Genomic DNA, 22,173 nt, shown 5'->3' on the forward strand with positions numbered 1-22,173 from the left:
ACCAGTGCACACTCCCCCCGCTACTCCCGAGACAAAAGCATACAAAGACCTTCGATACAACGAAGGTCTTAAAATAGAGTTGATTTCAAATTCTATTAATAGAATACTTAAAAAAGTATAAATTAGTGGTGCTGAAATAGAAATCAGTTTTTAGATTCTAGAGAAAATAATAAAGCCAATAGTATAAAAAGGACTGTTATTTAACTTTTAGTTACAAACTCCACAATTCACTCTTCTGTTTTGAGTAATTCTATCCTTTTTGGCATCTAGCTTTTGATTTTTGAAATCAAGGGCTACTCCCGAGATAAAAGCGAATAAACCACTTCGTTGTAACGAAGTTTGTTGAAAAGCAGGGTGTTACGTAATGTAGGGGGATGGCAATAAAATTGAAGAAAAGATGTTCTTTGAAATAGAAAAGAGAAAGATAATTAAGGTTAAGTAGAAAAATGGTTGAGCATTTTAAAATACTATAGAGACCTTTCTAAAACGTAGTTTCTTAACTTTTACAAACATTAATGCCACAGTTCACTGATTTGTTTTGTTGGATTCTATTCTTCTTAGCTTCGAGTTTTTGCTGTTTAAAATCAAGGTTTATACTTTCGGAAGTATAACATTCCATAGGAGTTAAGCCGAGCAAAGATCCGTGAGGACGAACCGTATTGTAATCATTGATAATTTCTTCAAGACATAAAATCAAAGCTTCTATTGTACCAGGAAGTTTTTTCCTCAAATAACGTTTGATAATTTTATTTACAGCTTCCACAGCAGAATTAGAAAACTTGACATCTTTTAAAGCAAGTAGTTTAATGATATCAGGTGTTTCTATGTTAGTAAGGAAATCCTCCACTAATAAATTATGGTTTTCTCCTCCGCCATCAGTTATAAGAGAAGTTGTTTGTAAATCAGGGTGGTGTTTACAAATTGTTTTGATTGCTTTGTTAAGCGCGGTTTTTGCATTTTCTCCATCTTTTTTCAGGCTTACATTCCAACCAAGTATGGTTTTTGAGAAATTATCACAAACAAGAATTATAGCTGCTTTGATGCCATTAGGTAATGGCCAAAAAGTAGTGTCTATGTGAATAAATTCATTAGGTTTTGTTGTAATAATTGGGTTGAAATTTTCTTCAGATGACTTTCTCCATTTGCGTTTTAAACTAAGTAGATTAGTGTATTTGTAAAATGTACTCAGTGAAATAAAGAGACTGTTATTTCTTATTGCATGGTAGTAAATGGATGCAGCAGGCCAACATTCAAAATCTGGGTTTTTAAACAAGGATTTTATAGTCTCAACTTCATTTGCAGCTAATTGCAGAGGATGTCTTTTGAAACAAAGACTTGATGGAGAGATACCACACTTTACCTTTTCTTTGTTTGACCAACTATAAAAAGTATTAGGAGAAATAGATAGGAGTTTGAAGACCGTTTTTCTAGGAAATGTTTCAAACAATTGTTGAATACAATTCATTGTTATTTGTTTATGCTCTTCAGTCTTTGTTAAGATTGGTGTAACTATGCATGATAACTGCATCCAAATTTTAGTAATTAAAAACACCAATTGTTTTAACCTTTTATGTTTCTGGAAGATTTCAAACTGCTCCATTGCATCTCTTTGAAGAACACCTACCTCATGTCCAATATAGTCCGAATAGTTTATGTTTCTCCAAGTAGAAACTGTTGAATAGGGGATAGTTTTTCTTATTTTATACGGGATTAAATGTTCTTTGTTTTGGATATAGAGCCAGATTAAAAAAGAGTCGTATTTGTTACGTTGCATAAAGTAAGTTTCATATTAAATACAATTTTATTAAAAATTATTCTCTATCCAAATCTTTAATAGCATTTTAAGAGCCTGTGTTGGATAGACATTCCTCATAACCCCAACAACATCTCAATCAACCCCTCTTGCGGAGCAATATCCAACTTCCATTTATTGACATTCGCATGTGACCATACGCCAGGACTATCATTGCACATTTTCGTTCCAATAAATTCAAAAGCTTTAACTCCTTCCTTTCGGATGAGGTTTGGTAAACCTTCTCGAACATCAATATTATGTTCATTTGCTAATTTGAGTAGCAATTCCTTGAGAGATTTGAGTTGTTCGATAGAATACTTGTGAAAGTAGTTATAACCTCTAAATTCATTCTCTAATTCAACAACTTGTTCTGGATCTACTTCTTGGCCAACGTAAGTGAAAAAGCTATTTTTAGCTTTGTGAACGTATTTTGGTTTATTGTCCTCTGTTTTTTCAAAGTAACCTTTGGTAAGTGCTCCAAAGCTGCATAGTTCTATTCCAATGCTTTCACGATGTAGCGGTTGGTTACCGATTCCAAGGTGCCAAGCCCAGCCATTATTTGGAATTGCATGGAGTATTTTACCATCGTGATCTGAATTGTCATTGTGGATTGATTGGCCACCAATCACAAATTCAGTTGCAATGTTTTTTTCTGAATTTTCGTTCCAGGTATCAATCACCCGGTAAGGGTTTTGCCAACCTGCAGTATGATGTAGAAATATCCATTTCTTTTGGGTTGGTTTAGTATGCGTTTTCTTGTAGGGTAGGAAGTAGGGTGTGTACAAGTCTGTTTTTTCTTCGAGCGAATGGTGGATTAATTCCCAACCATCGTAGAGTAAAGACCAAGTGATTGGTCCTACGATTCCATCATCTTCGATGTTTTGAGATTGTTGGAAGTTGAGAACGGCAAGTTGTGTTGCTGGTCCGAATATTCCATCGGGTAAGATGTTGAGGAGGATTTGAAGTTGTGTTACTTCTTGGCCACGTGAGTGGAGTTTTATTGTTTTCATATTTTAGTTATCAAGTTTGTTAGTTTTCAAGTTTTCAAGTTGTGGTTTGGACTTCGCTCAACCACCTTTGTTCTTACTTTCGTTTATCAACTGTTTCAGCTGGGAATGATATCAAATTGAACATTTCTCGGAGGCGTGAACGAACTCGTTTGCCATATAATTCTTCAAGTTCATCAGCATTGAGATTAGTAGTAGCATGGGTTACAATTTGATAATTCCTCAATAAATCATAGCGTTGGAGAAGAATTTCACCGATGGTGTTGCACTCGTTGCCATAGAACTTACTGTTGCTTTCTACTCCCAAATCATCAATGAAAAGTGGGGTGTGTTTTTTGCCATATCGATTAATTATTTCAACACCTTCTCGCTGATACTCGAGTGCTATGTCTCGAGAAGATTTGATGTTGTAAAGCTGTTCTTTGAAAAGAAATACGCGCAACAAATTCATGATTGATGTTTTGCCTGATCCAATTGGACCAATGAGCAAGATTCCTTTGTTGAGGTCAATGTTGTATTTCTTGCATTGGCGATCTTCATGAATCATGTAAATGATCAAACGATGAAGTGTAACAACATCTGAACGATGAATTTTAAATTCCTCACCGTATTTTGACTTGCCGAGGAATTGGATGTATCGAAGTGTTTTTTTAAAATTGAAAACACGTTGATTGTTAACTATTTTGTATGGTTTTTCCATGATTTGTTTTTTTAAAGTGGGATATCGTAATCTTTGTTTTCGTTGACGTGAAGGCGTTGTTGTGCTGGACTTCTGCTTTGTGCTTGGTACTTTTCATCTCGTGTGATCCAGTTCCGAGCTGCGGCTTTCCAATTTTTCATTTTAGCTTTCCCACCAACCAACCATCCATTGGATTCAAAATGATTGAAAAACATTTCAGCAACTTGGTAGGAAGATTTATTCTCGTGAAAAAATGTTTTTACTTCTTTGAGTTCCGGAGGAACGAATCTTTTGCGTGTGGAGGGCAATTTCAAATCGCCCTTACTCGCTTTTTTGGATTTGGACGAATCCGATGATGGCAAATCGTTTTTATTGGGTGAATTCAATTCAACCCTACTGGCTTTTTTGGGCGAATGGAATTCGTCCTTACTTCCTTTTTCAAAAAAAGAAGATTCATCATTTTTAAATTGAGAGGTGGAGGAGAGGAAATTTTTATTTCCCTCTCTCTTTAGTTTGTAATGTTTATTATGTTTATACTGTTTAATACTGTTTATAGAAGATACCACTACTTGTCCCACAAGTCGGCCTGGTACTTGTCCCAGAACTAGACCCAGTAGTTGTTCACCTACTTGTCCACCTACTTGTCCTTGTACTTGTCCTTGTACTTGTCCCTTTTTTGTACTAGTGTTGGACATGTTGTTTTTATTACTTTTTTTGGACTTCTCATTGGCAAAAAAATCTACCATTTTTATTAAACTTCCTTTAAGCGGATTATTTGAAGGGAAATACTCTATGTAACCCCATTCATCAAGTTGATTAATACAACGATGATAGGTTGTTTTAGATCCAACTTTAGAAACCCTCATTACATCAGATCTGTTAATTGAAACAGGGTTTTTAAATCTATTTAAATTCCAGAAAGAAAATAATGATATATACAGACTCACATGAGTAGAACTCAGACGATCATCGTCTGAAAATCTACTTATTGCCTCAGTGAGATGAGAAATGTAATTTACATTTTGCATATCTACACATTTTGCTTGTTATCATCAATGATGTTAAGGATGTCCTGTTTATCATAGAAAATTACTCCTCCAACTTTTGAGAAAGGGAGTGTACCATTCACGCGCATATTTTGTAAAGTTCCTGGAGAGATGCCCAGCATGCGTTGAACCTGATGAGATTTTAGAAGAACGATATCATTTAACTGATTGTGATTTTTTAAATGGTCCTTTAGCATGGTTCCTACTGATTCAACAAAAAACTCTTTTAATTCTTGCAGGTCTTCCTGCGTTACAATTGAAATATTCATAAGATATTTGGTTTTAAGATTCAGTACAAATAGAAGTAATACTTATGGTATCTTGGGGGTGCAAGGGGGTGCAGATTTAGTTGCATCCCTTTGCATTTATTGAGATAGGACATGAAAAAAATATTTTATATTTTTTTCATTTAATAGAAAGAATATTGATTTACCTATCTTTGTGGTGAAGAAAAGAGAAATAGTATTGTAGTGTAAACTATTTTTGGGTAACGAAATCGCCAAATTTTAATCCCCCATGAAAATAGACTTTACGCTCATGCCAAAAGGCGTGGGCTGATGTTTATTGGGGGAAGGCTTTGGCGAGCCTACGTTATCGATGAACTTTTGGCTCACGCTCATATTGCGAGCCTCAAAACCTTAAAGGATGAAAGCTATCTTAAAAAGATATAAGCTAACAGATGAGGAAATAAATACGGTTGTCGTATTTATGCTGCTCTATGGATATAAATCTGTGGATGATTTATTAAATACTGAATCCAAAGAGCTTGTTAAGCATAAAGATTGGAATGAAGAAATTGCGGCGTGCATTCTTAAAATGAAAGATTTTAAGGCATAATCAATCAAGATTTTTATTAATGTTGTTAAGTGCTTGGATTAATCTAGTTTTTATACTTTCTATAACCACAGGGTCTTTATCATAAAAGTAATTTCTTAATTGACTTGTCGAAATATTTTCAGTGTTTTCGGTTCTTAAACAATTCGACCCAATTCTAGCTAATTCAGAATAAGATTCAGAACTGACAATTCCAGAGTCATTTAAAGTTTTAAGTAAAACAGATACTTCGGGAACGGATAATGTTGTCTTTAGTTTCAAAATGTTTTCTTCATTTACGGTTTGATTATTTATTTCAATATGTTTTATAATATTTTCGAGCTCAATTTCTATCCATTCTAAAAGCACCTGATCAATTTCCTTTGATTTTGGATCATACGTTAAATCAATAGTTGGGAAACATTGAATGATTGCATTTCTTTTATCTAATAAGTAAGTTCGTTTATCATTTCCATTAATTGTAGACTCTAATTGTAGTCGAATTTCATCCGTTATGAATTTAATGAATTTCAAGTTGTTGAATCTGTTTGAAATAAGAAGGAAGATGATGTCTTCTGTAGTATTCTTTCTCTTTTCATAAATAAGAAAGTGGTTTGTTAACCCGTTGATGTACTTTATGAAATAATCTAATTCATGATATGTTAAACGATTTTCATTATCAATGTCAGTTATCCTATTTAGTTGATGTTCAATAATATTTATTAGCGTTAGATTGACCTTTTCATTTTTAAGATGTTTTTTAATAATTTTTATTTTGTGATCGAACTTATTTTCATTTATTATTTCAGAGTAATATGGAACCTGGAATGTCTTATTGATTTGGATATGATAGTTTTCATATAAGTAATTCAGAAGATTAATTATGGAAGAGTAAATAAGTAGAAAGTAATCCTGATTATTATAAGAACTCTTCACTCTAAAACTCAACAGATTATTTTTAATCGTATATGTTTTGCTTAGTTCTTTTAGGTAAAGCATTAGAGTCTTTTGAACTTTAGTAATAAGTTTTTTAAAATCAATTTCATCAAGTTCAAAATCTAATAGTTTGATTCTGCTTTTTAAATCAAAAGAACTCTTTTTGAGAACTTGGTAATAATAACAGTACTTAGATCTGTCATAATTTATTTCATTCCAACTAGAATTTCTACAAACACCTATTGATTGGATATTTTTTTCTGACTTAGAAATTGTGAATTGAATATTATCAGTTTTGGGACTTAATTCATCTAAAATTTTCTGAATAATAACTTCATCTAAATCATTTTCAAAATTTATATTTTCTTGTGAAAAGTAGTCTTTTTTCAAAGGATGAGCATTTGAAATTGATACTTTTTCAACCACTTCAAATCTGTTTTTTAGAAACTTAACTTTGATTATCTCAAGGTCTTCACAAGAACTGAAAGTGCTTTCTAGATGGTTGATAATTAGTTTTTTATTTTTATTATCTAAGTTAGGGGGAGCTAAATCCCCATAGATAAAATCATCATAGATTTGTAGTAGAAAGTAACATTGATGCATAGTGGCGAAATTTATGTTGACATACTAAGGTAGTATAATTAACATTATTTAAAAGTAAATAATATTTAATTTAATTAAACTACTAGTGATAAATACACCAATTTTAAAATAAATACCAAGCTTTAAAGCTTGGTATTTTAGTAATAACTTATTTATCCAATTTTAAGTTTATCTGAATTATCCATTTGATTTTCATTCGAAACTTTAGTATTGTTTCCAAACAACTTTTCTTTCAGGTTTCGCATGTCTTCAGACACTTTTTGTTCAATAACTTTTGCGTAAACTTGAGTGGTTCTAATGGAGGAGTGTCCAAGCATTTTACTCACAGTTTCAATGGGTACGCCATTGGCTAAAGTTACTGTAGTCGCAAAAGTATGTCTAGCAATATGAGACGTAATTTTCTTCTCAATTCCACAAATGTCAGCGAGTTCCTTGAGGTATGCATTATAACATTGATTACTATTTACAGGAAGTAATTTATTTTCAGCAATACAATATTCGTTATCACGGTACTTTTTAATTATGTCTAAAGCTACTGGTAGGAGGGGAACACTTTCTTTGACGCCAGTTTTTTGTCGTTCAGTAGATAACCAGTATTCACCATCAATTCCTTTACTTATTGAGTTATAATCGAATTTGTAAATATCAGAATAGGCAAAGCCGGTGTAACAACAAAAGACGAAAACATCACGAACTTGATCAATACGGGGAATTGAAATGTTTTTAGATCTTAACATGTGTAATTCATCTTGAGTTAAGACTTCTCTTTTTGGAGCCACGTAGCTGCAGCGGAAATTATTAAAAGGATTAGATGGAATCCAATCAAGTCCAACGGCCATGTTCATTATCTTCTTGAGATTCTTAATGTATTTATGAGCGGTATTGATTTGGAGTTTCCCACGCGTTAAAAGATAATGTTCGAATTCTGTTACAAATCGAAGACGTAGTTCTGGCAACGGCATGTCTTTAGCTTTGTATTGATGTTTCATGAAGGCACGCACTTTGTTTTTTGTGATGTTGTATCGCTCTAGTGTCTTTTTCACTACTTGACCAATCTTGACTTGCTCTTCCATTTTTGTATTGTGGTAGTTGAAGGCCTCAAGAATAGTTTTGTGATTGATTTGAGTTTTTACTGATTTACCACTTAAAACAGCCTTAATTTTCTTCGCACTAATTTCTTCTTCAGATGCCAACAGTTTATTGAAAATTTCAAGTACTTTGCCTCTCAACATGTCCAAATATCCATTTATTTGAATGGCATTTTTCTTCCTGTCTTTTACTCTTTGCGCTTTAGCGTTCCAGGAACTTTCTTCAATAAATCGATTGGTCGAAAGTTCGGCTCTTTTACCGTCTACAGTTATTCTCATGTAGATTGGAATTTCGCCTAGTTTGTTTTTTCTTGTCTTTTGTCCCCAGAATAAAATTGAAAAGGAATTCATTTGTGATTCATTCATCATTGAAATAGTTTTGTTAAACATTAGTTTCTTTGGTGAATCTCAAAACCTATATGTCTACATCAATTGCAACGACTGGAATCTGGCCCAATTCGGTTAACAAAACTACAACAAAAGTTTGTTAACCGAATTGTTGTAATAAAGTTTGTTATTTGATGGTGAATGATGTTATTCTGAATGTGGTCAGTTTTAGCTAAACCATTATATTTAGTGGGTTTTAACAAAAAAAGCCTCTCGAATGAGAGGCTTTTAGTGATCCCGCTGGGGTTCGAACCCAGGACCCTTACATTAAAAGTGTAATGCTCTACCAGCTGAGCTACGGAATCTAATATTAATATGTCAAATCTTCTGCGACTTGTCCCGATACTTCGGGAAGCTACGGAATCATATTTCAACTAAAAATCTTAACTTCTTAAGAGGTCACAAAATTACTATTATTGTTGAAAAACTCACTATCAAAAGAGATAAAAATCAGTAAAGTTTTCCGTTCTCTATAAAGTGACAAACAATAATTCAAAGTTGTTAAAATAAAAAACCAACCTGTTGTTACAAATTGGTTTTTATTTGGTGATCCCGCTGGGGTTCGAACCCAGGACCCTTACATTAAAAGTGTAATGCTCTACCAGCTGAGCTACGGAATCATTGATGTCAATTCAATCCTTTTTATATCTAATCCAAAAACCGCTGTTTTTGTTTATTTATATCGTGATTGCGGGTGCAAATATACTGGCATTATTTAGACTGACAAGTGTAAAATTGATTTTTTTTGAATTTAAATTTTGATTTATATTGAACTCGTTGATTTTTAAGTAATAGTAAGCCTAAAATATTTTAGAATGATTTAAAAGAATTTATCAAATAGGAATCTTTAAATTTGCTTTATGCAGAATAATCGAATATTTTTAATTGGTTTTATGGGAGTAGGGAAGACTTCAATAGGGAAGAGGCTAGCCAATAAGCTGAATATTCCTTTTGTAGACCTAGATCAAGAAATTGAAAAGAAATTTAAAATAAGTATCAATGAGTTCTTTTCAAAATATGGTGAGCTAAGTTTTAGAAAGGAGGAAACGAAAATGCTTCTGGATACTATTCATGAATTCCAAAATGCCATTATATCTGTTGGTGGTGGTCTACCTTGTTTTAATCAGAATATGAAAACAATGAATAACAACGGGGTAACATGCTATTTGCATAGACCTCCAAAGGAATTATTTCATCGCTTGGTGAATAGTAAATCGGAACGCCCACTGCTGAAAGACCTGAATGATGATCAATTATTGGAATTTATTGAAAATAAAGTGGAGGAAAGAGAAGCCTTTTATAATCAGGCAAAGATTGTCTTCAATAGAGATGAGCAAGAGCTAGATTCAATGATTAAAGTTTTGAAACCTTTAATATAAAACTAAAACTCCTGAATTAAAATCCAGTCATAGGCATCCTTCGCTTTTTTGAAAATCTTTATATTCGGAACTTCATGCCGTTTAACCAGTTGTCCAAGCAGTAACTGCATAGGTAATGAGTTTACAACAAGCGAAATCACGTTTTCAAAGTTGTTTTCTGTTAGGTAGTATTCACACGCTTCATCATTAGGAAGTGCTAAACTACCAGTAGTATCAATTATCGTTTTATAGGGTTTTCCTCCTGATTCAACAGCTAAATATCGTTTTTGATTCCTTGCTTCTTCCAAATCAAATGCTGTAGAAGTGTTTTTAAGCTTAAACACGAATATTCCATTTTCATCTTTCGTTATCCTTGCAACAGGACTGTCATATTCATTTTTGGTCTGCATTGATCTGGTTTTTTAATAGTGTGACCAAATATAGATTTAAATAAATTAGAAAAATACTTTTTCCAATACTATTTTTAATTTATTTTAAAATTCACTAAAAACATTTTACGTAGACGAATGGTTGTTTTGTTGTGCTTAAATGGTATTTCTGTTCCGTGAATGGTTTTTTAAAATTTTATAGTTTTATCTTCGTTTATCAGTTAAACTCCTTGTTTTATTTTTAAATTTCTAAGACAAAAACAAGCGCTTACTCTATTTTTTTGCTGAATAATTGCTGTTAAATTGAATGGTTTTATTCATGAAAAACAAAGCACAACAATAAAATACTGGATAACAAAAAAGCCTTGAATTAGATTTTGATTTCAATCAAAATCTAATTCAAGGCTCAATATGATCGTTGGTTGCTTACCTCACCTGACCATCACCAAAAACATAGTATTTATTGGTAGTCAATTGCTTTAATCCAAGTGGACCTCTGTGGTGTAATTTATCTGTACTAATCGCCAGTTCGGCTCCAACGCCCATGGCTCCTCCATCGGTAAATCTAGATGATGCGTTTTGATAAACCGCAGCACTGTCTATTTGTTCCATGAACATTAATGCCTCGTTTTTATCTTCTGTCATTATAATTGAAGAGTGTTTTCCAGAATGCTCATTAATTTTTTCTATGGCCTCTTCCTTACTTTCCACTGTACCAATCAAGATTTTCATGGCGAGAAACTCTTCTTTCCATACGTCTTCATTTTCCATTACTTCCTTATCGGAAAGAACGGATTTTGTTTTTTCGTCAACTATGATTTCTACGCCTGCTTTTGTTAAAACAGCATCTAAGTCCTTTAGTTTTTCTTCGTATGCTTCTATATTTCTATCAATAAGGATGTTGTCTAAAGCATTACAAGCGGATGTTTTATCTGTTTTTGCGTTCAACATCACAGTTATGGTTTTCGCCCAATCAGCCTGTGGAGATATATACATAAAGTTGTTTCCTCTTCCAGAAATTAAAACGGCACATTTCGCATGTTGCTTTACAAAATCGATTAATCTTTCTCCACCTCTTGGTACAATCAAGTCTAGTTTTTCAGTCGGATTTCTTAAGAATTCTTGTGTTTCCTCACGATTCATCTCCAACATTTTTATCCAGTCTTTATCTAAACCGTTTGCTTCAAGTGCTTCATGCCAACATTTCACCAATACCTTATTACTGTGGTATGCTTCACGTCCACCTTTAAGTAAAATTTTGTTATTCGCTTTAAATGCTAAAACAGCAGCTTCAATTGTAACATCCGGACGAGATTCATAAATTATCATTATCGTTCCAAATGGATCCGTTTTATTAATTACTTCTAAACCATTTTCTAGTTTAAGTTCAGAAATCTTCTTTCCTACCGGGTCTTCTTGACCTTTTACCTGACGAATAGCGGTAATCATTCCGTCAATTTTATCTTGATCTACAACCAAGCGGTCATACAATGCTTGGTCATCTCTTTCAAAAGCATCTAAATCTTTTTTATTCTCTTCGAGAATTTCATCTCTCTTTTTATCGATAATATCTATCATCGATTGTAAAACATTATTCTTTTTGTCTGTATCTAAAAATTTCATTTCTGTTGTTGTTTTTTTTGTAATTATTTGTTTTTGAATGTATCAATAAATATAATTGTCAATATGAATGGAAATCCTCCAAGGAAACGGACGATTTACAAATCGTCCCTACATTGTATCTTCGATCAATGTAATCTTGTAGAAATTTTTCCAATTCGCAATTAAACTAAACGAATTTCGTTCCCACTTCTTTACCTTCCAAAATGTCAATAATAATATTGTCCTCTTTTCCGTTGGCAATATATGTTGGTATGTTTTTGTTGGCTGTAGACTTCGCAATTTTTAACTTAGATCCCATTCCACCGCGGCCTTCACCTTCACCTTTTTCTGATGCTTGAACATATTTCTCAACGTTTTCATCTCCTTCAACATGGTGTAAAAGTTCAGATTCATCATCGTCTGGATGACCAGTGTAAAGTCCGTCAGTGTCTGTCAACATAATTAACATGTCAGCATCTACGAGTTCTGCCACTAAACTTGCCAATTCATCATTGTCAGAAAACATCGACATGGTTAAAGAAACCGCATCATCTTCATTGGCTATTGGCACAATTCCCTCATTCAATAAAGCTTCGTAACAATTAATCATGTTGTCTCTATATTCACCAGGTGCAAAATCTCTTTTTGTGGCCAAGACTTGTGCGCAATTAATTCCAAAATCATGAAACATCGAATAATAATGTCTCATTAAACGCGGTTGACCTACAGAAGAAAAAATCTGTCTTCTCGTTGTTGGGTCAATTGCAGAACAATCTCCTAAAACTTCTTTCCCCGCAATTGCAGAACCAGAAGAAACCAAAATTGTGATGATGTCTCGTTCATACAAATACGCAATTTGTCGAACAAGATTTTTTAAAATTGGACCAACAATTCTGTTGTTTTTATTGGTCATTACATTTGTTCCTACTTTTATTACTACTCTTTTCTTAAATTCTTCCAAACCTTTATTTATAATTATTTAATTTTATTTATGTTGATAAGCTTTTAATAGCTTTTTTATTCAGGGTCTTTACCCAATTCTACAGCTCTATTAAATGCAGCATAAGCGGCTTCTTTAATTAACTCTCTCACATTATTGTCGTCCATTGAATCCAATGCTGCTTGCGTTGTTCCTCCTTTCGAAGCAACTCTGTCCATCCATTTTTGAGGTGAAATATCTCCCTCGTTAAATAAGGTAACCGCACCCTCAAAAGTTGAACTCACCAATATTTTTGAATCATTTTCAGAGAATCCCATTTTTCTTGCTGCTTCTAGCATAGAATTCATAAAATAGAAAACATAAGCTGGACCACTTCCTGAAATTCCTGTTGATTTGTCAATAAAGCTCTCTGTTTCCACATGAATAGAGGCTCCAGTTGTATCAAGTAGATTTCTAACCATCAATAATTCAACTCTTGATACATCGTGTGATTCGGTGAATGAAGTAACACCTTTCCCTACTTTTGCAGGAAGATTAGGCATTGTTCTTACCACTTTTGATACACCTAAATTTTCTTTAATAAAATCAATTGTTACTCCAGCCATCAACGAAACAAATAATTGCTGATCATTAACCATGTCTTTCATTTTGTCGAATAAATCCACACAGTGATATGGTTTTACCGCAATAAAAATGATGTCTGCTGTAGGAAGGCAGTCTTCAATATTGTCATAGACTTCAAAATCAGGATTTTGTTCTAATTTTGCAAGTGTATCAGGGTTTAAGTCCTGAATCATTAATTTTCTCCGGTTCAATAACGGGGATTGTGACATTCCTTCAGAATAGGTTAAACCCATATTTCCGCCACCGATTACTAATAATTTCATGTATTCTATTATTTATGTTTATATATGTAATTCCTTTTGTGCAACAATTGTTCTAATCTCCATTAATCTGTATTTATGCCTGATTTCTTAAGTGTAAACATGCGCAAAGACAGTGTAGTCAATGATTTGGATGAGTGTGTCAATGTATCATGATATTCTGTCATGGTTAAAATAATTGTGTTTTCCCTTAAACTAAAACAATTTTCAAGCTAGTTAGTTACGGAAGCGAACTAATATCACAATAAATCTTAATTGTGTTGAAATACGCAACCCGCTCTATCTAATTAGTAATAGTAAATGGTCAAGTATTATTATGAGCCTATTCCGTCTACATTTTCAAGTTGTCTTGTCTTTTGCTATTTTGTTAATGTGCTGGAGGAGCATTCCGCTGGTCGCTCTCCAATCACAAAACAAAATTTAGCCAAAGTCTTCACCAAGCTTTCCACCTCCGCCGGGGCTTAAAAACGAAAAACCAAGCATTTCCCCTGTACAAACAGAGTTTTCAAAATGGGTCTACATTTTTTTACTTGGTCTACATACTTGAATTTTCAGTTTTGAATTGAGTATATTCGCAACGTGAAAAAATTCTTAATTATACAGACCGCTTTTTTAGGAGATGTGATACTTTGCACTCCAATAATATCAGAGCTAAACCGAATTTATCCGGATGCAAAAATTGATGTGGTAGTCCGAAAAGGAAACGAGTCTTTGTTGACCAATAACCCAAAGATTAATCACGTTTACGTTTGGAATAAGAATGAAGGAAAATACAAAAGCTTAATCGCAATTATTCGTTCAATAAGAAAGCAGAAATATGATGAAGTAATTACGCTGCAGCGATATACAAATGCTGGACTAATGACCCGATTTGCAAGAGCTAAAAGTAAAATAGGATTTGATAAAAACGCCTTTTCTAAAATGTACTCTAAGACAGTTCCTCATTCTTTGGAAGATGGAACACATGAAGTGGAGAGGAATTTAAAAACAATTGCACATCACGGAGCAAAATCTTTAATCCGTCCAGAGTTATTTCCTTCATCTTCAGATCGTGAAGCTATCGCTGAATTCAGCAGTAAGAAATACTATTGTTTGGCCCCTGCATCTGTATGGGAAACTAAAAAAATACCCACATCAAAATGGACGGAACTTATTGAGTTGTTGATTCAAAAAGGGGAGGTGAAGTTACTTGGTGGACCAACAGACTTTGAATTATGTGCAGATCTTCAACAGGAATTCCCAAAAGGCGTTCACAATTTGGCTGGAAAACTAACACTGTTGCAAAGCGCTGCTTTAATGGAAAATGCAGAAATGAATTATGTAAATGATTCAGGACCTTTGCACATCGCTTCTGCTATGAATGCGCCAACGCGAGCTTTCTTCTGTTCAACAATTCCTCAATTTGGATTTGGTCCTTTGGCGGAAGATTCTAAAATTTTAGAAACTAAAAACAAATTAGATTGTCGACCTTGTGGTTTTCATGGTCATAAAAAATGTCCACTCGGTCATTTTGATTGTGGACATACAATTGAAATATCAGAGGAAAGTATTCGATAGAGAAAATGAAGTTTGTCAATAAAAAAAATGGGACAACTAAAGCAGATGTCCCATTTTTTAATTATGGTGGAGTTTAATCGTTAACGACTTGCACAAAACCGTGCTCCTCATAATTCTGTCCTTTTATGGTACTAAAGTTAGCCTTGTAAAAATAAGTTCCATCACTTACTTTGTTGCCTGATTTATTTGTACCATCCCAAATAAAGTCTGGCTCAGAGTATGTTTTAACTACTGTTCCCCATCTATTGAGAATCACAATTTCAAACTCAGTAATGGTCTCATAAGCGGCGATATAGTTAATATAGAATCCGTCATTTACACCATCATTATTTGGTGTGAATACATTAGGGATTTCTAAAATAACTTCTGGATATTCCACTCTAATTTCCAAGCTATATGTATTGGTACACCCTTCTGGACTGGTACCTGTGTGCGAAACATTATAGAGTCCTGCATCTTCAAATGAGTTGTATATGGTATCATTCAGCTCAATTGTTGTATTACCATCTTGGAAATCCCAGTAGTTATCAACTAAACCAGAAATATCTGTTAAGAAAGTAACATCTAAAACAGGTTCTCCAAATATTGGATCCGCCGTAAAAGAAACATCTGGAGCAGGATTTACAAACACAGTCTGCGTTGAATTACTGATACATGCACCGTTTATATCTTCTACAATTAGCGTAACATCATAGTCACCACTTCCTTCAAAAATAAAAGTCGTGTCTTCAGCATAGATGGTATCCGTGTCGTTAGTAAACACCCAATGAGAATTTTCATAATTCCCCAAGGAAGTGTTTGTAAATTCGACCTCTTCCCCTTGACAAGCTTGCGTATAGTCAAAGTTAGCAAAAGGTGAAGGTTCTATAAAGAAGGTTATGGTGGTATCTCCTGTACATCCAAATTCTGTTTCAACGGTTAGTTTTACATTATATGTACCTACTCCTGAGAATAAATGACTTGGATTTTGGTCTGTAGATGTTGCACCTTGGTTATTGAAATTCCAGTTCCATGTATCCACAGTGAATCCTGGAGGCAATAGCGTGGAGTCTATAAAGTTTGTTGGTGCACCTTGACAAAGTGGCGATGCAGAGAAATTAACCTCTGGATTAGGGTGCATTCCAAAATCTATGGTATCTGATGCTGTACAACCAGGATAAGTTCCATCAACAATATCTACATAGTAAATATTTGTAGTGGCGTTCTCTATAGTATTGTCAGTATCTCCGTTATTCCATAAGAAATCATAAGTTCCAGTTCCACCTGTTGGGTTAGATACAATATCTATATCCGTGTAACCACAGAACGAAGTGTCATTTGGTAAGTTTGGATACATTACAGCATGCATATCTATTGATGCATAACAAGTATCTTGAAATCCATCTGTGAAAATCACATTATAAGTTTCAGTGTTCTGAGTGATACAGATATTCGTATCAGCAGGGTTAGTTGTACCATCAACATTCCAGTCGTAATAATAAGAGTTACATAGGTTTCCTAAAATCGCTACATTGTCAATTCCCCAGTGGTCATTGGAAGCAGAGGTTGGATCATCCGATTGCCAACGAAATAATGTGCTTGTTGTTTGCGCAGCTGGAGGAATAGAAAAACAATAGTTTGCCCATTGATAGTAAGGTCCTGATTTGTTATTTGTTGGTTGGAAATAAAAGATAGTTACCCAACTTGCTCCATTGTTTATTGAATATTGAAAGTAAACACCTTCATTGGGTTGGTCTGGATCTTCACAGTGAGGACCGCCGTCATCTCCTGCAAAATCTAAATCAAAACAAACATCACCACCACATGTAAGGTCAAATGCAACTGATGTTAAAGTTCTTGGTGGTGGAACATTCCCCCACCATAATGCTGGTGATCCATCGAGCGTTGGTCCACATGGGTTTCCAAACATAACATTGTTTGTGGTTGACCAACCAGAAGACAGTCCATTATTGAAATCTTCATATTGTAATGTGTCTTGCGCAATTCCTACAGCAGTTAAATCGAAACATTCTGCACAATCAACGGAGTCAGAGGCTGTTTGAATTGTTACGGAACATTGGGAATAGGACCAAAAGGCGAGGAATACAAAAATTGCTGTGTATAATAGTTTCATCGTTGTAGTTTTTAGTATTTTGTAGAAATTGATTCGAATTTGAATTGAGCGTCAGAGGCTTTTTGACCACTATTTCCAATTAAGAATTCTTTGAAAAGGGTAAGTTCTCTTTTTGAACGGTAGTCTCCTTTTATACTTTCACCAGGTTTTAAAGTTATTGGTTCAAATTGATCATGCGAAAGTGAATTTTTTAATACTCCATTTTCATCCTTGTAATTGAAAACAGGCTTAAATGTCACATCACTATTTGAGGTGTTCTTAATGTATAGAACATAGTATTCTAGAAATATATCGTTTACTTTATCAGTTAGTTGTTCAACTTTCACGTTGTACTTTAGCTTGTCATCTGAGCCCGAATAAACAGATTGCTGAGCGAACATAGCTATTGTAAACAGCGTGGAAATTGATAGAAGGATTAGTTTTTGCATAATAGTGTTTTTTTAAAATTAAAATGGTTCAATAAATATAACTAAAATAATTGGAGTAACAATTCCAATTTCATTCATGGGATTAACTCCTTCTTAAAAGACTGAAGACTTTGAAAAAGGTTGCATCAGTTTTATGATAGATTTAAAAATTTTCGGGTAGGTTGTCAGTTAGTTTGGGTTTAACGAGGTCATTAAAAGTTTGGGTAACCCGTTTTAATTGATGACTCGAAGACAATGTTTTGGTTATCAATATTAAGTTGTAAGTTATACAGGGAAGAGAATTTGCTACTACATTCTGTGACTTAAAAGGAAAGTTCTGTTAAAAATAAAGCACCCGCTGAATTTTGTTCAACGGGTGCTCAGTAGTTTTTGAAATTATTTTCGAACCAATGGCCGAATTAGATTTTCCAAGCCGTTCACTTTAATTTCATACATTAACTGCATTTGGTTTCCCAACTTTCCTTTTGGAAATCCTTTTGAATTGTACCAAACATAGTAAGGCTCTGGAATTTCAACAAGAAGAAGCCCCTTGAATTTTCCAAAGGGCATTCTCATATTTGCTAAATCAATTAATTCTTGTTGATTATTCATCTTAAATTTCGGAGATTAAGCAGTTTTCTTTGGTGTTTCTTTTAATACTTCCAAAAGGAATCCCCAGAATTTTTGTACTGAACTAATCTGGCAGCATTCGTCTGGAGAGTGTGCATGGCGAATATTTGGCCCGAAAGAAATCATATCTACATTAGGTAGGTGAGTTCCTAAGATTCCACATTCCAATCCTGCGTGACAAGCCATAACATTTGGCTTCTCGTTGAAACGTTTTTCATACATTTCACGCATGGTTTTTAAGATGGAAGAATCTGGGTTGGGCTCCCATCCAGGATAATCTCCGGATTGCTCAACATCAGCTCCTAGCAAATCAAACACACTGCGAATTGTTCTTGCAACATCATCTTTCGTTGTTTCAACAGAGCTTCGCTGTAAGGATTTTGATTCGAAAGTTCCATCTTTAATGATTACTTGTGCCAATGAACTCGATGTTTCAACAAGGTTATCAAAGTTTAAACTCATTTTAAATACACCATTAAAAACCGCGTTTAAAGCAGCTAAGATTGCATTCTTGTCATGATTTGCAAGCATTTTTGCTGGTGTTTCAGTTTTCGAAACGCTTAAATCTATCTTCGTTTCTACTGGAGAATATTCTGTTGCGAAAACTGCAGCCATTGAGGCTACATAATCCTCAAATTTCGAAGTCACTGAATGTGCTACTGAAACTGTGGCTTTTGCTTCTCGTGGAATAGCATTACGTAAACCTCCGCCATTCATGTCGTGTAAAATCAATTCAACTGGCGATTCGATTAGTAAGCGCGCCATCATTTTGTTGGCATTTCCTCTTCCTTTATCGATGTCCATTCCTGAGTGACCGCCCATTAAACCTTTCAATTCAACTATATAAGTGGTTACATCTGAAATAGAATCTACTTCTTCATATTCGTAAGTTGTATTGGTGTCAATTCCTCCAGCACAGCCAATACTGATTTCGTCGTCATCTTCTGTATCGAGGTTTAATAAAATTGTTCCTTCGTAAAATGATGGGTCCAATTCTTTTGCTCCTGTCATTCCTGTTTCTTCATCCACAGTAAACATTGCTTCTAAAGCTGGGTGTGGAATGTCAGAACTGGCTAAAAGCCCCATGATTGCTGCAACACCAATTCCATTATCCGCGCCTAATGTTGTTCCGTCAGCTTTTACCCAATCTCCGTCAACAATCATTTTAATTCCTTCTTTGTCGAAGTCGAAATCTGTTGCGTTATTTTTTTGGTGAACCATATCTACATGCGATTGCAAAATCACCGTTTGACGGTCTTCCATTCCTTCTGTAGCTGGTTTTTTAATTATAATGTTCCCAACTTTATCCGTTTCTGTTTTTAATCCCAGTTTGTTTCCAAAATCAACCATGAATTGGATTACGCGTTCTTCTTTTTTACTTGGTCGGGGTACTGCGTTTAAATCTGCAAAATTCTCCCAAATTTCTTTAGGTTCTAATGCTCTTACTTCGTTTGACATGTTTTTTTTATTTTTTTATTTAGTTTTCAAGTTTGTTAGTTTTCAAGTTGTCAAGTTTTTTAGTTGGTTAGTTATCGAGTTGTTTAGTTTTCAAGTTTGTTAGTTTTCAAGTTGTCAAGTTTTTTAGTTTTCAAGTTTGTTAGTTTTTAAGTTTGTTAGTTTTTAAGTTCTTTTTTTATCGGGGTTTTCGCTTAAGTGTTTTATGAAACCTGAAATAAGACGTATGGCATCTAGGCTTAGTTTATGAAGCTTTTCGAATTGTTCATTGGAAATGTAGTTAAATTCTTTTGCTAGATAGAGCATTGAACGTACTTCTCCGCATGAGCCTTTGGCAATATATAGATAACGTATGAAAACTCTGTTTGTTTGACTTTCGTATCCTTCCGCTATGTTATTCATTACTGAAACTGCTGCGCGCTGGATTTGATCCTTAAAACCATAGTCCTTGTTGTCTGAGAAATTTTTGTAGACTCCTATGCTTAGCTCTTTTGCTTTTTGCCATCCTTGGATTTCTTCAAATTCGTAAATTCTCATTTTATTTTATTTAGTTTTTTAGTTTTCAAGTTGGTTAGTTGGTTAGTTTTCAAGTTATTTAGTTATTTAGTTTTCAAGTTTTTAAGTATTCAAGTTGTCAAGTTTTCACGTTGTTTAGGTTTACATTTTTTAACTAGGTTATACTAAACCACTTGAAAACTTGACTACTTTTTTAACTTGAAAACTTGAATACTATTCTAATCTACTGTTAACTTTCTGTATTTTAGTCTTTTTGGGGTGTGATCTCCTAAGCGTTTCTTTTTGTTTTCTTCGTATTCAGAGAAACTTCCTTCGAATGAGTATATTTTTGAATCTCCTTCAAAGGCCAATATGTGGGTACAAATTCTGTCTAGGAACCATCTGTCGTGAGAAATTACAACTACACAACCGGCAAAGTTCATTATTCCTTCTTCTAAAGCACGAAGCGTATTAATGTCGATGTCGTTGGTTGGCTCATCCAATAATAAAACGTTGGCTTCTGTTTTTAGTGTCAAGGCTAGGTGTAAACGATTTCGCTCACCACCTGATAAAACTCCAACTTTCTTGTTTTGGTCCGAACCAGAGAACGCAAACTTTGAAATGTAAGCCCTAGCGTTCACTTTTTGGTCTCCAATTTCCATTAAATCTGTTCCGCCCGATACCACTTCATAAATGGTTTTTTCGGGATCCAAATCTTCATGTGCTTGGTCAACGTAACCTAATTCTACAGTTTCACCAACTTTAAATTCTCCAGCATCGGGCTCTAATTCTCCCATAATCATTTTGAAAATGGTTGTTTTACCCGCACCGTTTGGTCCCACAATTCCAACAATTCCGTTAGGAGGGAGGCTGAAATTCAAATCGTCATACAAGAGTTTGTCTCCAAAAGATTTAGCAACTCCAACTGCATCAATAACATTGCTTCCTAATCGTGGTCCGTTTGGAATTGGGATTTCTAAGTTGATTTCTTTAGCCTTAGAATCCTCAGACATTAATTTATCGTAGTTACTTAAACGCGCTTTGTTTTTAGCATGACGTCCTTTCGGATTCATTCTTACCCATTCCAACTCGCTGTCTAGCATTTTCTTGCGCTTAGAGGCTTGTTTGTCCTCTTGCTCTAAGCGTTTTGCTTTTTGTTCTAACCATAAAGAGTAATTTCCTTTCCATGGAATTCCTTCTCCGCGGTCTAACTCTAAAATCCATCCTGCTACATTATCTAAAAAATAACGGTCGTGAGTTACGGCAATTACAGTCCCTTTGTATTGTTGTAAATGTTGCTCTAACCAATGAATTGACTCCGCATCCAAGTGGTTGGTAGGCTCATCCAATAATAGAATGTCAGGTTTTTGAAGTAATAAGCGCGTTAATGCCACACGGCGACGCTCACCTCCAGAAAGATGTTCAACTGATTGGTCGTTTGGTGGACACCTCAAAGCGTCCATTGCTCTGTCTAATTGAGTGTCTAATTCCCAAGCATCAACAGCATCAATTTTATCCTGAACCTTACCTTGGCGGTCAATTAGTTTTTCCATTTTTTCAGGATCATTCAAGACTTCCTCATCCATAAAAGAATTGTTGATTTCTTCATATTCTTTAAGAATATCAACCGTTTCTTGAACACCTTCCATTACGATTTCTTTTACCGTTTTTGTAGGGTCTAATTCTGGTTCTTGAGGTAAATAACCTACAGTATAACCATCTGCAATTGTTAAATCACCAATAAATGATTTGTCAATTCCTGCAATAATTTTCATCACAGTAGATTTACCAGATCCGTTTAAACCGATAATACCGATTTTCGCACCGTAGTAGAACTGTAGAGAAATATCTTTTATAATTTGCTTTCCTGCTGGAGTGGATTTACTCACTCCCATCATTGAAAAAATGATTTTTTTATCGTCTGACATATTCGAAATTTTGAGTTTCAAATGTAGTCATTTTTATTGAGTTGACAATCTTGAAGAATGG

The 22,173-nt window shown here is 34.3% G+C and carries 20 protein-coding genes and 2 tRNA genes; 3 read left to right on the forward strand and 19 right to left on the reverse strand.

What is annotated here, in order from left to right; genetic code table 11:
- Positions 1-496: 496 nt before the first annotated feature.
- The 5 genes from DIT68_RS00395 to DIT68_RS00415 form a co-directional block, all read right to left on the reverse strand.
- A complete protein-coding gene (locus tag DIT68_RS00395) occupies positions 497-1,774 on the reverse strand; it encodes an integrase core domain-containing protein (RefSeq protein WP_109357841.1) in 1,278 nt (425 codons plus the stop codon).
- Between the two features lie 95 nt (positions 1,775-1,869).
- Entirely contained in the window at positions 1,870-2,805 is a 936-nt protein-coding gene (locus tag DIT68_RS00400; protein ID WP_109357842.1) for a peptidoglycan recognition protein family protein, read from the reverse strand.
- Between the two features lie 73 nt (positions 2,806-2,878).
- Positions 2,879-3,502, reverse strand: coding sequence for an AAA family ATPase (locus DIT68_RS00405; RefSeq protein WP_233244125.1), 624 nt, complete (start codon positions 3,500-3,502; stop codon positions 2,879-2,881).
- A gap of 11 nt (positions 3,503-3,513) precedes the next feature.
- Positions 3,514-4,509, reverse strand: a complete 996-nt coding sequence (locus tag DIT68_RS00410) for a hypothetical protein (protein ID WP_109357844.1) — start codon at positions 4,507-4,509, stop codon at positions 3,514-3,516.
- A gap of 2 nt (positions 4,510-4,511) precedes the next feature.
- Complete coding sequence (locus tag DIT68_RS00415) at positions 4,512-4,796, reverse strand: helix-turn-helix domain-containing protein (RefSeq protein WP_109357845.1); 285 nt, start codon at positions 4,794-4,796, stop codon at positions 4,512-4,514.
- A gap of 376 nt (positions 4,797-5,172) precedes the next feature.
- Here DIT68_RS00415 and DIT68_RS00420 point away from each other — a divergent pair, with 376 nt between their 5' ends.
- The gene (locus DIT68_RS00420; protein WP_109357846.1) at positions 5,173-5,364 is read left to right on the forward strand and encodes a hypothetical protein; all 192 of its coding nucleotides are present in this window, start codon (positions 5,173-5,175) and stop codon (positions 5,362-5,364) included.
- On the opposite strand, the gene DIT68_RS00425 is transcribed toward DIT68_RS00420, so the two are convergent.
- From DIT68_RS00425 to DIT68_RS00440, 4 genes are all read right to left on the reverse strand, one after another.
- Positions 5,365-6,702 carry a hypothetical protein gene (locus DIT68_RS00425; protein ID WP_146194076.1) on the reverse strand — a complete coding sequence of 446 codons (1,338 nt, stop codon included), beginning with the start codon at positions 6,700-6,702 and terminating at the stop codon, positions 5,365-5,367.
- 329 nt (positions 6,703-7,031) lie between these two features.
- The gene (locus DIT68_RS00430; protein WP_233244126.1) at positions 7,032-8,336 is read right to left on the reverse strand and encodes a site-specific integrase; all 1,305 of its coding nucleotides are present in this window, start codon (positions 8,334-8,336) and stop codon (positions 7,032-7,034) included.
- Positions 8,337-8,586: 250 nt separating this feature from the next.
- Positions 8,587-8,659: transfer RNA gene (locus DIT68_RS00435), tRNA-Lys, on the reverse strand.
- Positions 8,660-8,898: 239 nt separating this feature from the next.
- A tRNA-Lys gene (locus tag DIT68_RS00440) sits at positions 8,899-8,974 on the reverse strand.
- A 240-nt stretch (positions 8,975-9,214) separates the two neighbouring features.
- On the opposite strand from DIT68_RS00440, the gene DIT68_RS00445 reads away from it, so the two are divergent.
- On the forward strand, positions 9,215-9,733 hold the full coding sequence (locus DIT68_RS00445) for a shikimate kinase (protein WP_109357848.1): 519 nt from the start codon (positions 9,215-9,217) through the stop codon (positions 9,731-9,733).
- 2 nt (positions 9,734-9,735) lie between these two features.
- Here the strand turns inward: DIT68_RS00445 and DIT68_RS00450 are convergent, their stop codons facing one another.
- The 4 genes from DIT68_RS00450 to proC form a co-directional block, all read right to left on the reverse strand.
- The gene (locus DIT68_RS00450; protein WP_109357849.1) at positions 9,736-10,122 is read right to left on the reverse strand and encodes a hypothetical protein; all 387 of its coding nucleotides are present in this window, start codon (positions 10,120-10,122) and stop codon (positions 9,736-9,738) included.
- Between the two features lie 405 nt (positions 10,123-10,527).
- Entirely contained in the window at positions 10,528-11,724 is a 1,197-nt protein-coding gene (locus DIT68_RS00455) for a glutamate-5-semialdehyde dehydrogenase (protein WP_109357850.1), read from the reverse strand.
- Positions 11,725-11,890: 166 nt separating this feature from the next.
- A complete protein-coding gene (gene proB / locus DIT68_RS00460) occupies positions 11,891-12,664 on the reverse strand; it encodes a glutamate 5-kinase (RefSeq protein WP_109357851.1) in 774 nt (257 codons plus the stop codon).
- A 56-nt stretch (positions 12,665-12,720) separates the two neighbouring features.
- A complete protein-coding gene (gene proC / locus DIT68_RS00465) occupies positions 12,721-13,530 on the reverse strand; it encodes a pyrroline-5-carboxylate reductase (RefSeq protein ID WP_109357852.1) in 810 nt (269 codons plus the stop codon).
- 576 nt (positions 13,531-14,106) lie between these two features.
- On the opposite strand from proC, the gene DIT68_RS00470 reads away from it, so the two are divergent.
- A complete protein-coding gene (locus DIT68_RS00470; RefSeq protein WP_109357853.1) occupies positions 14,107-15,084 on the forward strand; it encodes a glycosyltransferase family 9 protein in 978 nt (325 codons plus the stop codon).
- 73 nt (positions 15,085-15,157) lie between these two features.
- Here DIT68_RS00470 and DIT68_RS00475 read toward each other — a convergent pair whose 3' ends face one another.
- The 6 genes from DIT68_RS00475 to ettA all read right to left on the reverse strand — a co-directional run bounded on the left by DIT68_RS00475 (position 15,158) and on the right by ettA (position 22,112).
- Positions 15,158-17,197: a PKD domain-containing protein gene (locus tag DIT68_RS00475; RefSeq protein WP_109357854.1), complete on the reverse strand. Its 2,040-nt coding sequence runs from the start codon at positions 17,195-17,197 to the stop codon at positions 15,158-15,160.
- A gap of 11 nt (positions 17,198-17,208) precedes the next feature.
- Positions 17,209-17,625 (reverse strand): hypothetical protein, encoded by a 417-nt coding sequence (locus tag DIT68_RS00480; RefSeq protein ID WP_146194077.1) that lies wholly within the window; start codon positions 17,623-17,625, stop codon positions 17,209-17,211.
- A gap of 375 nt (positions 17,626-18,000) precedes the next feature.
- A complete protein-coding gene (locus tag DIT68_RS00485) occupies positions 18,001-18,216 on the reverse strand; it encodes a DUF3820 family protein (protein ID WP_109357856.1) in 216 nt (71 codons plus the stop codon).
- A gap of 15 nt (positions 18,217-18,231) precedes the next feature.
- Positions 18,232-19,692, reverse strand: coding sequence for an aminoacyl-histidine dipeptidase (locus DIT68_RS00490; protein WP_109357857.1), 1,461 nt, complete (start codon positions 19,690-19,692; stop codon positions 18,232-18,234).
- A 162-nt stretch (positions 19,693-19,854) separates the two neighbouring features.
- Positions 19,855-20,226 (reverse strand): four helix bundle protein, encoded by a 372-nt coding sequence (locus DIT68_RS00495; protein WP_109357858.1) that lies wholly within the window; start codon positions 20,224-20,226, stop codon positions 19,855-19,857.
- A 197-nt stretch (positions 20,227-20,423) separates the two neighbouring features.
- Entirely contained in the window at positions 20,424-22,112 is a 1,689-nt protein-coding gene (gene ettA, locus DIT68_RS00500; protein WP_109357859.1) for an energy-dependent translational throttle protein EttA, read from the reverse strand.
- Between the last annotated feature and the right edge of the window lie 61 nt (positions 22,113-22,173).

The sequence above is a fragment of the Brumimicrobium oceani genome, assembly GCF_003143775.1.
GTDB classification, from domain to species: domain Bacteria; phylum Bacteroidota; class Bacteroidia; order Flavobacteriales_D; family Crocinitomicaceae; genus Brumimicrobium; species Brumimicrobium oceani.

What these genes read in the sequence shown, in the direction of transcription:
- DIT68_RS00450 (WP_109357849.1), bottom strand. Translation starts at nt 10,122, where the DNA reads ATGCAGACCAAAAATGAATATGACAGTCCTGTTGCAAGGATAACGAAA.
- DIT68_RS00410 (WP_109357844.1), bottom strand. Translation starts at nt 4,509, where the DNA reads ATGCAAAATGTAAATTACATTTCTCATCTCACTGAGGCAATAAGTAGA.
- DIT68_RS00415 (WP_109357845.1), bottom strand. Translation starts at nt 4,796, where the DNA reads ATGAATATTTCAATTGTAACGCAGGAAGACCTGCAAGAATTAAAAGAG.
- DIT68_RS00420 (WP_109357846.1), top strand. Translation starts at nt 5,173, where the DNA reads ATGAAAGCTATCTTAAAAAGATATAAGCTAACAGATGAGGAAATAAAT.
- DIT68_RS00400 (WP_109357842.1), bottom strand. Translation starts at nt 2,805, where the DNA reads ATGAAAACAATAAAACTCCACTCACGTGGCCAAGAAGTAACACAACTT.
- DIT68_RS00455 (WP_109357850.1), bottom strand. Translation starts at nt 11,724, where the DNA reads ATGAAATTTTTAGATACAGACAAAAAGAATAATGTTTTACAATCGATG.
- DIT68_RS00395 (WP_109357841.1), bottom strand. Translation starts at nt 1,774, where the DNA reads ATGCAACGTAACAAATACGACTCTTTTTTAATCTGGCTCTATATCCAA.
- DIT68_RS00495 (WP_109357858.1), bottom strand. Translation starts at nt 20,226, where the DNA reads ATGAGAATTTACGAATTTGAAGAAATCCAAGGATGGCAAAAAGCAAAA.
- DIT68_RS00490 (WP_109357857.1), bottom strand. Translation starts at nt 19,692, where the DNA reads ATGTCAAACGAAGTAAGAGCATTAGAACCTAAAGAAATTTGGGAGAAT.
- ettA (WP_109357859.1), bottom strand. Translation starts at nt 22,112, where the DNA reads ATGTCAGACGATAAAAAAATCATTTTTTCAATGATGGGAGTGAGTAAA.
- proC (WP_109357852.1), bottom strand. Translation starts at nt 13,530, where the DNA reads ATGAAATTATTAGTAATCGGTGGCGGAAATATGGGTTTAACCTATTCT.
- DIT68_RS00445 (WP_109357848.1), top strand. Translation starts at nt 9,215, where the DNA reads ATGCAGAATAATCGAATATTTTTAATTGGTTTTATGGGAGTAGGGAAG.
- DIT68_RS00430 (WP_233244126.1), bottom strand. Translation starts at nt 8,336, where the DNA reads ATGATGAATGAATCACAAATGAATTCCTTTTCAATTTTATTCTGGGGA.
- DIT68_RS00405 (WP_233244125.1), bottom strand. Translation starts at nt 3,502, where the DNA reads ATGGAAAAACCATACAAAATAGTTAACAATCAACGTGTTTTCAATTTT.
- DIT68_RS00475 (WP_109357854.1), bottom strand. Translation starts at nt 17,197, where the DNA reads ATGAAACTATTATACACAGCAATTTTTGTATTCCTCGCCTTTTGGTCC.
- DIT68_RS00485 (WP_109357856.1), bottom strand. Translation starts at nt 18,216, where the DNA reads ATGAATAATCAACAAGAATTAATTGATTTAGCAAATATGAGAATGCCC.
- DIT68_RS00480 (WP_146194077.1), bottom strand. Translation starts at nt 17,625, where the DNA reads ATGCAAAAACTAATCCTTCTATCAATTTCCACGCTGTTTACAATAGCT.